This window comes from Leisingera sp. JC1 (genome assembly GCF_001679925.1).
GTDB lineage: Bacteria > Pseudomonadota > Alphaproteobacteria > Rhodobacterales > Rhodobacteraceae > Leisingera.
This window is the reverse complement of sequence record NZ_LYUZ01000136.1, coordinates 135,810-150,070: the sequence shown is the minus strand read 5'-3', so window position 1 is coordinate 150,070 and position 14,261 is coordinate 135,810. Positions and strand designations below refer to the sequence as shown.

Here is a 14,261-nt window from a genome sequence, read left to right as displayed (position 1 = left end):
TCCACCTCTGGACCAATCGGTCTAATGCTGTCAACCTGCCGTCATGACTGACGTGACGACACCCCAGCCCACCCCGGAAAGCCCGATCCCAACCCGCGAGCGGCTGCTGCGGGCGGCAGCCGGGCTGTTCCGCAACAAGGGCTACAGCGGCACCGGCCTGGCAGAATTGCTGGCCGCGGCAGAGGCGCCCAAGGGCTCGCTCTACCACCACTTCCCGAACGGCAAATCCGATTTAGCCCTGGCTGCGGCGGACTGGGCGTCGGAGCAGATGCTGGTGCTGATCGACGCTTCCTTCACCCCTGCGCCGACCTTTCAGGAAGGCGCCAAGACGGTCTGCTACAAGCTGGCGAAACTCTTTGACAAACAGGGCAAATGGAGCGGCTGCCCGGTGTCCGCCACCCTGTTCGAGGGGCCGGAGAACGAGGCCTTCCACCAGCACGCCGCCAAGCTGTTCGAGGGCTGGATCACTGAAACCGCGGCCCACGCCCGGCGCCTCGGCCTGCCCGAGGCAGAGGCCCGCGCGGCGGCCGAGAATTTCTATATCCTGCTGCAGGGCGGCTGGCAGCTGGCCCGGGTGCGGCGCGATTCGGATGTGATCCGGGGGCTGCACCTGCAGATGCACACACCCGCATCTGCCCCGATGCAGGTGCAGAAAAACAATTGACGACTCGAGGCTGAAGCCGCTACCGCTTGTGTCGATGGTTCCCGCGCCACAGAATCTTGTGTCCGGGATGAAAAGGGAACACGGTGCGGCCCGCCTTCCGGCGACGCCAAATCCGCGACTGCCCCCGCAACTGTAAGCGGCGAGCGACCCCGATAGAGCCACTGGCCCCCAAAGAGGCCGGGAAGGATCGGGAAAGCTGCGACCCGCAAGTCAGGAGACCTGCCATCGAATGTGAAACTCAAACCCGGGCGGGGTGTCCGGACAGGGTCTGATGGCACCGCGGGGCTCCCGCTTTCTCATCCGGTCTCTTGTCCTCCAAACCCCCGCACCACGCGCGGAGGGCGCAAACATGATGTGGACGGACAAGACGCATTTCTATGCGGCAACGGATTGCAAATACCTGGGGCGGCCCTGCCCCGCGGCAGAGCGGATGATCGCCAAGCTGGCCGAGGCGATGACCAAGGCCAAACCGCTGACCCAAGAGGATTTCGAAATCACCGGCACCAGCGCGCTGGACGGCTGCCCGCGCAACTGCCCGGCGCAGTTCGTGGCCAGCCATGACCGGATCCGGCTGTTCTGCGGTGTTGGAGAGGATGCCCCGCGTGAGGGGCTGGACCGGTTTGCCGATGCGATCCTCAGCCGCGACGGCACCGGTTTTGCAGCGTCAAAACTGGACGCCCGCCCCTGCGCGCTGATGGAGGCGCTGCCGAAAACGGCAGAGGCACGGCAGGCGGAGCAGATGCTGGCGTTGTGACTTGACGCGGCCCGGTGCGCCACCCGTTCGGGTTGCGCATTCAGGCAACCAATCACTACACGGTGCAGCTCCGGACAGCGAACCGAATAGATGGCTTGCGAAAGACGAAGTGCTCAATGGCTTCAATTTTGAGCAGTATAAGTTATGCTCAGCGGATGATTGAACCACCTCTCCGGCATCACACTGTGGCAGCAAGAGAATTCATTTCAACGCGGCTTGGGTTGAGAGACGATCCCGGGATGCAGGATTGGGAGTTCGAAGTTGCCGAGGTCTCCGGCTTACCCGAATACCTGGCTCTGTTTGAGAAGGTTGCCGGTCAAAAGGACGTGCGCTTCACCCTAGCGGACATGATTATCCAAGCATTCGAGGAGACAGGCACAGACCTAGCATCAGATCCGCAATGGGTAGCCTTTCTCGGCAGTCTCGCCGACGATGTCGAAATTCATGGTTCGCAAATATGGTACTGGGCAAGCTGGGATGTCCCGCTCAACGAGGCGTGGAGTGTAGCTCCCTTTATGCGGACGTTATGCAAGGTTCATTTTGCCGGTTAAAGGCAGCATCGACCACGCGCGCAAAAAGCGGAATGCTGCCGTCCTATTGCGGCCGCAGCCCCGCCGGACGCCCGGCGCAGGCCCATTCCAGCTGCGCCTGTGTTTCGACCGCGCAGGGGCGCACCGCGCGCAACCGGGCCAGCGCCTGCGCGGGATCCTCGCCGCTTTCGATCATTAGCCGCAGCACCGCCATGCCGGAGCGGCCGCAGCCGCCCTTGCAATGCACCAGCACCCGGCCGCCGCCCTCCAGCGCCATCCTTGCGGAGGCGCTGGCCCTGGGCCAATTCGCCGCCACCTGCCGGGATGGCACGTCAAAGTCCGGCACCGGCAGATGGATCCAGCGGCTGGCCATGCTCTGGATGTCGCAGCCGAGCCGGTGGCTGCCCGCCGCCGCGTGCTCCTCAGCCGTGGTCATCGAGAGCACCAGCCCCGGCTTCCAGGCATTGATCCGGCCCATGTCGCCGGGATAGTCGCCGCCCTTGCCCGGCAAAGGGCACAGCGCCAGCATCCCCCCCGCGACGGGCACCTCGTATATGGAAATATTCACCGGCACAGGCATCTCTTGCGCCGCAGTCCCAGAGACTTCGTCAGATCGCATGCCGCCTCCTCGCATTGCGTTCCAATTCCCACTCCCGCCCAGGGTCTTGCAAGGTGATTCTAACCGCCAAACCCGCAAAATCCAAAACCTTTTCTTGGCTGCCCGGCACCTGCCCATCAGCGGTGGACGAACCGGCTGCGCTTCAATACCCTGCGCGGAACGCGGGACACCCGCACACCGAATCCGGCACGAGACACCATGAACGATACCCCCAGCGGCACCACCCAATCGCAATACCAGGTTCTGGCCCGCAAATACCGGCCCGAAACCTTTGCCGATCTGGTGGGCCAGGATGCGATGGTGCGGACGCTGAAGAACGCCTTTGCCGCCGACCGGATCGCCCAGGCCTTTATCATGACCGGCATCCGCGGCACCGGGAAAACCACCACTGCGCGGATCATTGCCAAGGGCATGAACTGCATCGGCGAGGACGGCCAGGGCGGCCCCACCACTGATCCCTGCGGCAAATGCGAGCATTGCACCGCGATCATGGAAGGCCGCCATGTGGATGTGATGGAGATGGACGCGGCCTCGCGCACCGGCGTCAACGACATCCGCGAAATCATCGACTCGGTGCAGTACCGTGCGGCTTCGGCCCGCTACAAGATCTACATCATCGACGAAGTTCACATGCTGTCGACCTCCGCCTTCAACGCGCTGCTGAAGACGCTGGAGGAGCCGCCTGCGCATGTGAAGTTCATCTTCGCCACCACCGAGATCCGCAAGGTGCCGGTGACGGTTCTGTCGCGCTGCCAGCGCTTCGACCTGCGCCGGATCGAGCCGGAGGTGATGATTGCCCTGCTGCGCAAGATCGCCACTGCCGAGGGCGCGGAAATTGCCGAGGACGCGCTGGCGCTGATCACCCGCGCCGCCGAGGGCTCTGCCCGCGATGCAACCTCGCTCTTGGATCAGGCGATTTCACACGGCGCAGGTGAGACCACCGCCGATCAGGTCCGCGCCATGCTGGGCCTTGCCGACCGGGGACGGGTGCTGGACCTGATGGACATGATCCTGCGCGGCGATGCGGCGGCGGCCTTGACCGAACTCAGCGGCCAGTACGCCGAGGGCGCCGACCCGCTGGCGGTGCTGCGCGATCTGGCGGAGATCACCCATTGGGTCTCAGTGGTGAAGATCACGCCTGATGCCGCCGAAGACCCCACCGTCAGCCCCGATGAACGCGCCCGCGGCAAGGCGATGGCGGATGCGCTGGCGATGCGGGTGCTGACCCGGATGTGGCAGATGCTTCTGAAAGCGCTGGAGGAAGTGGCCGCCGCGCCGAACGCGATGATGGCCGCGGAAATGGCGGTGATCCGCCTGACCCATGTGGCCGACCTGCCCTCGCCTGAGGAGTTGATCCGCAAGCTGCAGGACACGCCCCCGCCGCCCCCCGGCCCGGGCGGCCCCGGCGGCGGCATGCAGATGCAGGGCATGGGCGCCCAGGCGCTTGGCGGTGCTGCACCGCAAAGCGGCCCGGCAGGCGGCGCGCCCGGCGGCTCACCTGTGGCCCATGGCGGCGGCGGCACGGTGACAGCACTGGCGCCGCAGGTCAGCTCGGCCCTCGCCCGCTATCCGTCATTCGAACATGCGGTCGAACTGATCCGCACCAACCGCGATGTGAAACTGCTGGTTGAGGTCGAAACCGGCGTGCGGCTGGTTTCCTACCAGCCGGGGCGGATCGAATTCACCCCCTCGGCCCAGGCGCCGCGCGATCTGGCCGCCCGGCTCGGCTCGGCGCTGCAGAACTGGACCGGTGCCCGCTGGGTGGTCTCCATCGCGCCGGACGGCGATGCCGCGACAATTGCCGAGGTCCGCGACGCCGCCGAGAATGCCCTGCGTGAGAAAGCGACTGCGCATCCGCTGGTGCAGGCCGTGCTGGAGAGCTTCCCCAAAGCCAAGATCACCCGCATCCGCACGCCTGAGGAACTGGCTGCCGAAGTCGCCGCCGAGGCCCTGCCCGAAGTGGAAGACGAATGGGATCCCTTCGAGGACGGGTGACGGCGGGCCTGACGGCCCTCTTGCTCAGCTTGCCGGCAGCCGCCTTCGCAACCACTTGCTTTGACACAGGCGAAGCACATAAAAGCGCGTGGGATTTGCTTCTGCGGTTGTCGTCCAAACCTGTTGTGCTGGTCCTCTTCGCACTTGCCGGATTCGCGCTCTACAGCAAATGGCGCGCGCCGTTTGTAATCGCCGGCGCACTTTGGGGCCTGCTGGCGCTGCTGATTGCCGTGGATAACCATGAACTTTTCTTTGATGATAAGAAGGCCTTGGGCATAATCGAAGACTGCACGGCCTCCCCCCACTTGTTCATCGCGCTTGCAATTGCGATATGTGCCGGGATGACTTACGGCGCCCTGCGCCCCCGCACTTAGGAGAAGACAGATGCTCAAAGGCCTCGGCGGTCTTGGCGACATGGCCAAGATGATGAAATCGGCACAGGAACTGCAGACCAAGATGGCGCAGATGCAGGAAGACCTGCACAACGTCATGGTGACCGGCGAGGCCGGCGCAGGCCTGGTCAAGGCAACCGCGTCTGCCAAGGGCGACCTGAAAGCGCTGGATATCGACCCGTCGATCTTCAACGGCGACGACAAGGAAGTGGTCGAGGACCTGATCCTGGCCGCCATCAAGGACGCCCAGGCCAAGGCCGCAGAGAAGGCGCAGGACGAGATGGCCAAGCTGACCGAAAGCATGGGTCTGCCCAAGGACATCAAGCTGCCGTTCTAAGAACCGGCAAGCTGAATGCAAAAAGGCGGCCCGTCTGGAGCCGCCTTATTCTTTGCCTCGCCTCAGCCCGTCTCCAGCCGGAACTTGAGGAACCGCTTTCCCTCGTAGTGCACTTTCCCGGTCTGTTCCGCCCCAAGCCGCATCAGCGGGCGCAGATGCCGCCGTGTCGGCGGCAGCAGAAAGGTGACAAAGGGAATTCGCGCGTCCGCGCAGGCAAACGCCAGCGCCTTGCGGGCGATGGCAGGGCCAAGGCCAAAGCAGTCCGCCCGCAGCACCAGTCCGAAATCCCACTCCGCGCCTTCTTTCTGGAACCCGCCCCAGCCGAGGTACTCCTCACCGCGCAAAAACGCCCAATGGCCCAGCCCGTCGCGCTGCCAGAAGGCCTCCTTGGCCGCCACAAAATCCTTGGCCGCCTCCTCATCCCAGGCCCCTGTCAGCAACGGCATATGCTCCGCCATCCGCGGGTCTGACATGTGGCGGGCAATCTCCTGCGGCGGAACCTCCGTCAGCCGGGCAAAACGCAACTGGGGAGATATTCCTGCTTCCCGTTCCATGCTGCCGCCCATCCCGAACCCTCCGCCATTCCAGGCAAGGCATAGCGCCGCGCGCCAGAAAAACAAACCCCGAACATTTTGCCGCCCTGCCCTTGCGCTTACCTGTCCCGATCAGCCTATATGGCTGGGAAGCAAAGGGCCCAAGGCATGATCAAAAACTCCACCACCGGCATCGAAGACCTGATTGACCTGATGGCCAAGCTGCCGGGGCTGGGACCGCGCTCGGCGCGCCGCGCGGTGCTGCATCTGATCCGCAAGCGGGCGCTGCTGCTGACGCCGCTGGCCGACGTGATGGGCGAGGTGGCCGCGACCGCCCGCGAATGCCTCAACTGCGGCAATGTCGGCACCAGCGAGATCTGCCCGATCTGCACCGACGAGGTGCGCGGCAACGGCGAGCTGTGCGTGGTCGAGGATGTGGCCGACCTCTGGGCGATGGAGCGGTCCGGCGTGTTCAAGGGCCGCTATCACGTGCTGGGCGGCACCTTGTCAGCGCTGGACGCGGTTGGGCCGGAGGATCTGCGCATCCCGCGGCTGGTCGACCGGGTCGCCACCGAAGGCGTCCGCGAGGTGATCCTGGCCCTCAATGCCACCATCGACGGCCAGACCACGGCGCATTACATCGCCGACCAGCTTCAGGGGCAAGTGAAGCTCACCTCGCTGGCGCAGGGCGTGCCGATCGGCGGCGAACTGGACTACCTCGACGACGGCACCATTTCCGCCGCAATGCAGGCGCGCAAGGAAATCTGACGCCGCGGCCGGGCGCAGAAAACTCTTGGGCAGAGTTTTGGCCGGAAAATTCGAATTTTCCGGCTCCCGCGGCTAGCCGTAGAAACGCCGCAGCCCCTGCACCGCGCGTCCCAGCGCGCCGTCATCGACGTCCTTGTGCAGCACCATGCGGATCGCACCGGAGCCGCCGCCGCCGATCACCACGCCCTCCGCCGCCAAATGCGCCCGCAGGTCGTCATTGCGCCCGCCAGCGGGCGTGAAGAACACCATGTTTGTGGCCTGAGACACGTCTCCCGCGCCCAAGCCCCGCAGCTCTCCGGCCAGGTCCGCCGCGCGCGCGTGGTCTTCCGCCAGCCGCCCCGCGTTATGCTCCAAAGCATATAGACCGGCGGCCGCCAGCACCCCCGCCTGGCGCATGCCGCCGCCCAGCATCTTGCGCCAGCGCCGGGCCTTGGCGATCAGGTCCGCAGGCCCGACCAGCACTGATCCCGCCGGCGTGCCCAATCCCTTGGACAGGCAGACCGACACCGTGTCCGTCAGCCCGGCCAGTTCCGTTTCCGCGCACCCCAGCGCGGTGATCGCGTTAAAGAACCGTGCCCCGTCCAGATGCACGGACAGCCCGGCAGCCCGGCCGGCCTCTGCCGCTGCAGACATATCCGCCAGCGGTACAGCCAGCCCGTTGTGGGTGTTTTCCAGCGACACCAAGCGGCTGACGGGGAAATGCGGATCATCCTCCTTTACCGCGGCCCTTATCTCAGCCGGGTCCAGCGCCCCGTCCGCGCGCACCGGCAGAGGGCACAGTGCGATGCCGCCCAGAACCGAGGCGCCGGCCGCCTCATAGGCATTCACATGGTAGCCCTTGCCGCAGATCACTTCCTCGCCGCGCTGGCAATGCGCCAGCATGGCGGCAAAATTGCTCATCGTGCCGGTGGGCACAAACAGCGCGGCCTCCTTGCCCAGGCGCTCAGCCAGAACGGCCTCCAGACGGTTCACCGAACGGTCTTCGCCATAGACATCATCGCCCAGCTCAGCCGCGGCCATTGCCTGCAGCATGCCCGCATCGGGCCGCGTCACCGTATCGCTGCGCAGATCGCAAAGGGCCGCGTTGCCCCCTGCCCGCGCCATGCCGGCGTATTGGTTCATTCCGTCACCTGTTCATAGGCCAGCGCCGCCACGATGTGGACGCGCCGGGTTTCTCCTCCGTTCAATGCGGTATGGTATCCGCGGGTGTCAGTGAAATAGACAGAGCCGTCCGCTGGCAAGTGGGTGACGTGATGATTCACGATAAACAATGATCCGGGATTGGAAAGCACCGGGATATGCAGCCGCGGCTCCGGGTCGCGGTGCCAGGAATTGCAGTTGTAAAGCCCCTTGGAAAGAACCCGCGTGCGCCCGATCGGGAAGCGCTTGGCCAGCTCGCTATGCACATGCTCGAAATAGGTGCCTGCAAACTTCGGATTGAACTCGCAGAACTCCACCTCCGGCACCAGATCCTCTCGCGGCTCCTCGACATAGCGGCCGTCGGCGCGCAGCCAGTAGCGGCCCGACAGGTCATTGGCGGTCCATTCCGTCTGTCCGGGGCGCTGCGTTAGCGGCAGCGCGGCAAAACCCTGATCCTGCATGCCGCCCATGAAATCCTCGCGGCGCAAACACTCCTCCAGCGCCTCCTGCAGCAGTTGGATGTCAAACTTCAGCTCCAGCCGCTGGATGCCCGGCCCCGGCACAAACTCCGCCACCGAGGCGGAATCGGGCATGGTCTGCATGGCCCGGGTGACGGCCTGCACATCGGCGTCCTTGATCTGCGGTACAAATGTCATGCTGCGCGCTCCCAGTTTCGTTCTGTTCGCATTTTATGGTGTTGCATCTGGCGCCAGCATTGCAGACTAAATCCACTCCCAAAAGCAGCCTTTCCGCAATCCTTCTTGCAAAAACTGCAACACCTGGCAGGGTGACCCCATGCGCCGCAAGATCCCGCCCATCTCCGCCCTCTTGTGTTTCGAGGCCGCCGCTCGCTCTGGCAGCTTTGCCCAGGGCGCCCGCGCCATGAACCTGTCGCAAAGCGCCTTCAGCCGCCAGATCCAGGGGCTGGAGGCACAGACCGGCCAGACCCTGTTCAAGCGCGAACGCCAGCGGGTGCATCTGACCGGCGCAGGCCAGATGCTGCTGCAGGAGCTGGCGCCGCAGCTGGAAGCGCTGGAAGCCACGTTCTACCGGCTGCGCACCCGCGACAACCCTTATGGCGCGCTCAACATCGGCACCTATCCGACGCTGGGCAGCCGCTGGCTGATGCCGCATCTGGCCCGGCTGGCGCAGGCGCAGCCGCGGCTGACGGTCAACACCATCACCTATCTGGACAATGCCCAGGTGGATGCCAGCCTGGTGGATCTGGCCATCGTTCAGGGCGATCCGCCCTGGCCCGGCTTCCGCGCCGATCTGCTGATGCCGGAAACCCTGGTGGCAGTGGCGGCACCCGGCCTGCTGGAAGCCCCGCTGCAGGACGCTGCCCGCCTGCTGGACCACCCGGCGCTGCAGCACACCACCCGCCCGCTCAGCTGGCAGATCTGGTTCGAGGATCTGGGCCAGGCACTGCCCGCCCGCCCCACCGGCCCCCTGTTCAGCCAGTTCGAGATGCTGATCGACGCCGTGAAATACGGCCACGGGGTGGCGATCCTGCCGGAGCTTCTGGTCCGCCGCGAGCTGGTGGAGGGCAGCCTGGTCCTGGCCCACCCGCACCGCTGCACGCCCGCCAGCGCCTATTACCTGCTGACACCGCAGGCCAAAGCGGGCACCAGCCGGATCGAACGGGTCCGGGCCTGGCTGCTGGAACAGGCGCCCGGCGCCTAGCTGCCGCCGCGCCGCGCATCAGCGCGGCGCCACGCCCAAGGCTGCCAAGGGGCCCGCAGGGGCACCTGCAGGCGCGGGCGCGCCCCGGCCTGCGGGCTGCCTCTACCGGAACAGCGCCTTATATAGCTTTTCCTTGGTGAACGGCTTGTCCAGCACCTGAACCCCGTCCAGTTCCGGAAAACCCGCTTGCGCGGCGCTGAAAGCAAAGCCGCTCATCATCACCGCGTTCAGCCCGGGCTGAATTTGCCGCAGCCGGGACAATGTTTCCCAGCCGCCGCGCCCCGGCATGCTCATGTCAATCACCGCACCGTCAAAAGGCCCCTGTGACTGCAGCAGCGCCAGCGCCGTGTCATAGCCATCGGCCTTTGCAACCTCACAGCCGCGCAGCTTCAGCAATCCTGCGACAGCACGGCGCACGGTGTCCTCGTCATCCACCACCAGAATACGGCGCGCCTGCCCTTTGCGCGGCTCTGGCGCCGCGGCAGGTCCGGCGGCCTGAACCGCCGCCGCGTCGCAGGCCGGGAAATAGAAACGGAAGGTGCTGCCGCCGCCCTCCCGGCTGTCCACAGCCAGCCCGCCCCGGTGGCTGCTGATGATGCCCATCGCCGCCGCCAGCCCCAGGCCTCGGCCGCCGGGCTTGGTGGTAAAGAACGGATCGAAAATCCGCGCCACCGTGTCCCGCCCCATGCCGCCGCCGGTGTCGCGCACCTCCAGCATCGCGCAGGGGCCCGCCGGCATCCTGCGCCCCGCCAGCAGCCGCCGCCGCTCTGCCGTGCCCAGGCAGCTGCGCCGGGTGGAGACCGTCACCGTGCCGGCCCCCGGCCCGATCGCCTCCACTGCATTCAGCACCGCCTGCATCAGCAGCTGCCCCGCCTGGGCCGGATCCATCCGGGCGGTCAGTTCCCCCGCCTCCAGGTCCAGCACCACCGCCTTGCCCAGCTTGCACTCTGGCGGCACCAGCGTCAGCGTCTCGCGGACGATCCTGTTCAGATCGCAGGCCTCCGGCTGCGGGGGGCCGCCGCCCCTTGCATAGCCCAGCAGCTGCCGCATCAGCCGGGCCGAATCCTGCAGCCCTGCCTTCACCGCCTGCACATCCGCCGCTGCCGGATGCGTCATCTCCAGATGTGCCAGCGCCAGCTCGCTGCGGCCCTGCATCCCGGCCAGCAGATTGTTGAACTCATGCGCGATGGTGCCCGCCAGCAGCCCCAGGCTTTCGGCCTTGCGCCGCAGCAGCAGCGCCTGTTCCGCCTGCCGCCGCCGCCGCTCCGCCCTGCGGCGGCACAACTCCTGCGCGGCCCGCTCGGCGCACACGCCGATCAAGCGGCTGTTCTGAATGCCTGCGGCCATTTCGCCGTCGTGCAGCAGCGCAAAATGGCCAATCAGCTGCCCGCCTTCATCGCGCAGCGGCATTCCGAAATACGATTCCAGCCCCTGCGCCCGGAACCCTTCCTGGGCCGGAAACATCTCTTGCAGGCCTTTCGGCACCAGGAAGGGCTCGCCCTCCTGCAAGAACGCGCAGGGGGCGCCTTCATACGCCATCAGCCCCTCCTCCCCGCCGCCCGTGGCGGCCTTCCCGCCGTCACAGCAAGCCAGAACCCGGAAGGTGCCAGGGCTGTCAGCCGTGCATTCAGCGATGAAAGCCTTGCGCACCCGGAAGGCGCGCTGCATCTGAACCGCCAGCTGCCGCAGCGCCGCCTGGGGCGACAGGCTGCCAGCCCCCGCCCCCCGGGCCAGCGCCGCGAGGGCCGCAGTCTCCTGCATCCCGGCCAGCTCCGCCCCCAGCCGCGGGGCAAACCGCTGCATGGCAGCCGCGGCCTCTGCCATCAGCGCGGCCCCTGGCGGCTGCCGCCAGGCCGCCTGCACCAGGCCAACGACTGCGCCCGCGGCATCCAGCAGGGGCACTCCTGCGTAACCGTTGATGTTTTCCTCGATGAACATCGCGTCTTCCGGATACAGCTGCTGCACCCGGTCCGGGAACACCTGCAGCGCGGCGCGCCGCACCACGTCCCGGCAAGGCGCGCCGCGCGCGTCATATTCGAAATCCCCCAGCTGCATCCCGTCGAACCAGCTGGCCACCACCTTCAGGTGCTCGCCCAGGCGGATCCGCAATGCGCTGACTGTGACCAGATCCGCGCCGAAACCCTGCGCCATCTGATCTGCAAATGCCTGGCAGAACCCGGCGCCGCTTGCGCCCGCCAGTTCTTCCAGATCCAAGCGGCTGCCTACCCCAAGCGCCGCACCCCCGGATGCGTCCATAACCAATACTCCTGCCATCCCGCACGGGCCGCCCCTCCCGGGTCCGGACCCCTGGCACACTCACAAAACACTGTCCGTCCGCGCCGCGGAGCCGCCCCCTTATACCCAAAGGCTTCCTCTGCAGTGCTCAATTCAACAGGCAGCCTGGAACATGGCTGCGCCGCAACATCATGCTGCGCGATCAACCCGTGCGCAGTCAACATCTTGTATGATTGAGACTCAATTCTAACAGAAAAAGCCGCAAATCCGGAGCATCGGATCTGCGGCTTTTTACAGATTATTCAGTTGCCGGACAGGCTGGCCGGCCTAGGACGGACAGGTCCGGATCAGAAGCGGCTGTCCTCGTCGTCGTCCTCGTCGTCGCCGCCCGCGGGCAGGTTGAAGAAGCTGTCGGCGTCCAGGACGTCCTCTTCCTTCTTCTCTTCCTCGTCGTCATTCAGGCCGCCGCCCAGGGTGAAGGTTTCAAGACCCTCGATCGCGGTCGGGATCTTCGGCTCGGCGTCCATCTCCAGCGACTGCTCGGTCGACACCAGTTTACGGCGCTCGTCGTCGCTCATCACGCCGCCTTCGGCTGCCTTCTTGGCCGCAGCCTTCTGCACGGCAGAGTCCAGCTCGGACTGTTTGCACAGGCCCAGCGCCACCGGGTCGATCGGCTGCATGTTGGCGATGTTCCAGTGGGTGCGCTCGCGGATCGACTGAATGGTCGGCTTGGTGGTGCCCACCAGCTTGGCGATCTGGCCGTCGCTGAGTTCCGGGTGGAACTTGACCAGCCACAGGATCGAGTTCGGACGGTCCTGGCGCTTGGACAGCGGGGTGTAGCGCGGGCCGCGGCGCTTTTCCTCGCCGGCCGCGGCCGGGTTGAACTTGAGTTTCAGCTTGTGCAGCGGATTGGCCTGCGCCTTGTCGATCTCTTCCTGGGTCAGCTGGTTGTTTGCCATCGGGTCGAACCCTTTGACGCCCACCGCCACTTCGCCATCGGCGATGCCCTGGATTTCCAGCTCGTGCATGCCCACGAAATCCGCGATTTGCTTGAAGCTGATCGTGGTATTGTCCACCAGCCACACGGCGGTTGCCTTGGCCATCAACGGTTTTGCCATGTGCTCATCTCCTTAAAACACCTTTGATCCCCGGATACATCTCTCCCGCCGCCTGAAATGGCGTCCCCGGCGATCCGGGGCAGGTTTCCGTTGTCGGGGAACTTCCGCTCTATATAGTCGGCATCGATGCATAAGGAAAGAGGCCAATGCGCAAGTTGTTCACAGGTGTTTTTGCGGCTGTTCTGACCCTGCTGCCGGTGCTTACGGCGGCGGACGGCGAACCTGCGGGCGACTTCGACTATTACGTGCTGTCGCTCAGCTGGTCGCCGAACTGGTGCGCGCAGGAAGGCGACGCGCGCAATGCGGACCAATGCGATGCCCGTCACGACCATGGCTGGACCCTGCATGGCCTCTGGCCCCAGTACCACCGCGGCTGGCCCAGCTACTGCCGCACGGCAGAGGCCCCGCCGAGCCGCGCGATGAGCCGGGACATGGCGGACATCATGGGCAGCCCAGGGCTCGCCTGGCACCAGTGGAAGAAGCACGGCACCTGCTCCGGCCTCAGTGCGCGGGACTACTACGCCGCGATGCGCGCGGTCTACGGGCGCGTCACCCGCCCCGCCGCCTTCCGCAGGCTCGAGAAGCCCGTGACCCTGCCCGCCGCCGTTGTGGAGCAGGCCTTTCTGCAGGAAAATCCGGACCTCAGCCGCGACAGCCTGACCATCACCTGCCGCGACGGCGCAATCCAGGAGGCCCGCATCTGCCTGTCCAAGGCACTGGAGCCGGTGCCCTGCGGGCGGGACGTGATCAGGGACTGCACACTGAAGAACGCCCGCTTTGCGCCTGTGCGCTGAGACCGCCTGCTGCCTTCGGCGGACCGGTGACATACTGGCGCCAGCTTGCTAGAATGTGCCGCAGGAGAAATGACCATGCGGCTCCTCTTTGCGCTTCTGCTGACAGTTGCTGCAGCGCCATCCTTTGCGCAGGACGGCCTGATCGCAGGCCGCATATCCTGTCTCGCAGCCGGCAGCCGCAATGCCGCCCTGAATGGCTCCCAAACCGGCCTGCCGGCCAGGCACAGCAGCACATTTCCCGCAGACGCTTCCCTGATCTTTGAATACGTGCTGGACCACTCCGGCCGCCTGGAGGTCTTATTCAGAGAAGAAAACCGCGAGGCCGTGTATTTTGAGGATCCATTTCTGGCTCAGGGGTTCGAAGGCTTCTCGCCCTTTGCCGGGGTGGCGGAGTTCAATTCAAACTACCGTGAGTTTTCCTTGGGGCGCCACCACATCAACTACAGCGGCAACGACCAGCTGTTTCTGAAAAGATGCTCCGGAACGGGCTGGCGCGGCCACTATGTCCAGACGTTTTTCGGGGGTCATGGCACACAGGTCACCAAGCTGCTTTGCGAAACCGAAGTGGATGCAATTGACGAGGTTCTCGCCCGTCTTGGCGCATTGAACTGATCCAAGACAATTTTACCGGCAGTAATTAGCCTGTGAAGCGGAAATCGCCGCGTTTCGTGCTACAATTACCCTTGTGCCGCGCCCGGC

16 protein-coding genes and 1 riboswitch are annotated in these 14,261 nt (G+C 65.5%); of the genes, 10 read left to right on the top strand and 6 right to left on the bottom strand.

Annotation, left to right across the window (positions count from 1 at the left end; all coding sequences use genetic code 11):
- Positions 1 to 43 precede the first annotated feature (43 nt).
- From A9D60_RS22680 to A9D60_RS22670, 3 genes are all read left to right on the top strand, one after another.
- Positions 44 to 664 (top strand): TetR/AcrR family transcriptional regulator, encoded by a 621-nt coding sequence (locus A9D60_RS22680; protein ID WP_065269681.1) that lies wholly within the window; start codon positions 44 to 46, stop codon positions 662 to 664.
- 18 nt (positions 665 to 682) lie between these two features.
- Positions 683 to 905, top strand: a riboswitch (cobalamin riboswitch).
- A gap of 108 nt (positions 906 to 1,013) precedes the next feature.
- Positions 1,014 to 1,418: a hypothetical protein gene (locus A9D60_RS22675; protein WP_141118023.1), complete on the top strand. Its 405-nt coding sequence runs from the start codon at positions 1,014 to 1,016 to the stop codon at positions 1,416 to 1,418.
- A 116-nt stretch (positions 1,419 to 1,534) separates the two neighbouring features.
- Positions 1,535 to 1,969 carry a hypothetical protein gene (locus A9D60_RS22670; RefSeq protein ID WP_141118022.1) on the top strand — a complete coding sequence of 145 codons (435 nt, stop codon included), beginning with the start codon at positions 1,535 to 1,537 and terminating at the stop codon, positions 1,967 to 1,969.
- A gap of 43 nt (positions 1,970 to 2,012) precedes the next feature.
- Here the strand turns inward: A9D60_RS22670 and A9D60_RS22665 are convergent, their stop codons facing one another.
- Entirely contained in the window at positions 2,013 to 2,528 is a 516-nt protein-coding gene (locus A9D60_RS22665) for a protein-tyrosine phosphatase family protein (protein WP_065269679.1), read from the bottom strand.
- A gap of 189 nt (positions 2,529 to 2,717) precedes the next feature.
- On the opposite strand from A9D60_RS22665, the gene A9D60_RS22660 reads away from it, so the two are divergent.
- The 3 genes from A9D60_RS22660 to A9D60_RS22650 are packed head-to-tail and all read left to right on the top strand — an operon-like array spanning position 2,718 to position 5,291.
- Positions 2,718 to 4,562 carry a DNA polymerase III subunit gamma/tau gene (locus A9D60_RS22660; protein WP_302621862.1) on the top strand — a complete coding sequence of 615 codons (1,845 nt, stop codon included), beginning with the start codon at positions 2,718 to 2,720 and terminating at the stop codon, positions 4,560 to 4,562.
- Positions 4,538 to 4,936, top strand: coding sequence for a hypothetical protein (locus A9D60_RS22655; RefSeq protein ID WP_065269677.1), 399 nt, complete (start codon positions 4,538 to 4,540; stop codon positions 4,934 to 4,936). The genes A9D60_RS22660 and A9D60_RS22655 overlap by 25 nt, the downstream gene beginning before the upstream one ends.
- Positions 4,937 to 4,946: 10 nt before the next feature.
- On the top strand, positions 4,947 to 5,291 hold the full coding sequence (locus A9D60_RS22650; protein ID WP_019298230.1) for a YbaB/EbfC family nucleoid-associated protein: 345 nt from the start codon (positions 4,947 to 4,949) through the stop codon (positions 5,289 to 5,291).
- A gap of 62 nt (positions 5,292 to 5,353) precedes the next feature.
- On the opposite strand, the gene A9D60_RS22645 is transcribed toward A9D60_RS22650, so the two are convergent.
- Entirely contained in the window at positions 5,354 to 5,845 is a 492-nt protein-coding gene (locus A9D60_RS22645) for a GNAT family N-acetyltransferase (protein ID WP_065269716.1), read from the bottom strand.
- 147 nt (positions 5,846 to 5,992) lie between these two features.
- On the opposite strand from A9D60_RS22645, the gene recR reads away from it, so the two are divergent.
- Positions 5,993 to 6,592 (top strand): recombination mediator RecR, encoded by a 600-nt coding sequence (recR, locus tag A9D60_RS22640; RefSeq protein WP_065269676.1) that lies wholly within the window; start codon positions 5,993 to 5,995, stop codon positions 6,590 to 6,592.
- A gap of 72 nt (positions 6,593 to 6,664) precedes the next feature.
- On the opposite strand, the gene ltaE is transcribed toward recR, so the two are convergent.
- Together ltaE and A9D60_RS22630 are read right to left on the bottom strand one after the other, a co-directional pair.
- Positions 6,665 to 7,714 (bottom strand): low-specificity L-threonine aldolase, encoded by a 1,050-nt coding sequence (gene ltaE / locus A9D60_RS22635; RefSeq protein ID WP_083194323.1) that lies wholly within the window; start codon positions 7,712 to 7,714, stop codon positions 6,665 to 6,667.
- Positions 7,711 to 8,388: a hypothetical protein gene (locus tag A9D60_RS22630; RefSeq protein WP_065269675.1), complete on the bottom strand. Its 678-nt coding sequence runs from the start codon at positions 8,386 to 8,388 to the stop codon at positions 7,711 to 7,713. The genes ltaE and A9D60_RS22630 overlap by 4 nt, the downstream gene beginning before the upstream one ends.
- A 139-nt stretch (positions 8,389 to 8,527) precedes the next feature.
- Between A9D60_RS22630 and A9D60_RS22625 the strand changes: the two genes are divergently transcribed.
- Positions 8,528 to 9,415: a LysR substrate-binding domain-containing protein gene (locus A9D60_RS22625; protein WP_065269674.1), complete on the top strand. Its 888-nt coding sequence runs from the start codon at positions 8,528 to 8,530 to the stop codon at positions 9,413 to 9,415.
- 102 nt (positions 9,416 to 9,517) lie between these two features.
- Here the strand turns inward: A9D60_RS22625 and A9D60_RS22620 are convergent, their stop codons facing one another.
- Complete coding sequence (locus A9D60_RS22620) at positions 9,518 to 11,671, bottom strand: response regulator (protein ID WP_065269673.1); 2,154 nt, start codon at positions 11,669 to 11,671, stop codon at positions 9,518 to 9,520.
- Between the two features lie 326 nt (positions 11,672 to 11,997).
- Positions 11,998 to 12,768, bottom strand: a complete 771-nt coding sequence (locus tag A9D60_RS22615) for a DUF1013 domain-containing protein (protein ID WP_065269672.1) — start codon at positions 12,766 to 12,768, stop codon at positions 11,998 to 12,000.
- A gap of 146 nt (positions 12,769 to 12,914) precedes the next feature.
- Here A9D60_RS22615 and A9D60_RS22610 point away from each other — a divergent pair, with 146 nt between their 5' ends.
- Both A9D60_RS22610 and A9D60_RS22605 read left to right on the top strand, forming a co-directional pair.
- Positions 12,915 to 13,562, top strand: coding sequence for a ribonuclease T2 family protein (locus A9D60_RS22610; RefSeq protein WP_065269671.1), 648 nt, complete (start codon positions 12,915 to 12,917; stop codon positions 13,560 to 13,562).
- A 75-nt stretch (positions 13,563 to 13,637) separates the two neighbouring features.
- The gene (locus A9D60_RS22605; RefSeq protein WP_141118021.1) at positions 13,638 to 14,174 is read left to right on the top strand and encodes a hypothetical protein; all 537 of its coding nucleotides are present in this window, start codon (positions 13,638 to 13,640) and stop codon (positions 14,172 to 14,174) included.
- The last annotated feature ends 87 nt before the right edge of the window (positions 14,175 to 14,261 follow it).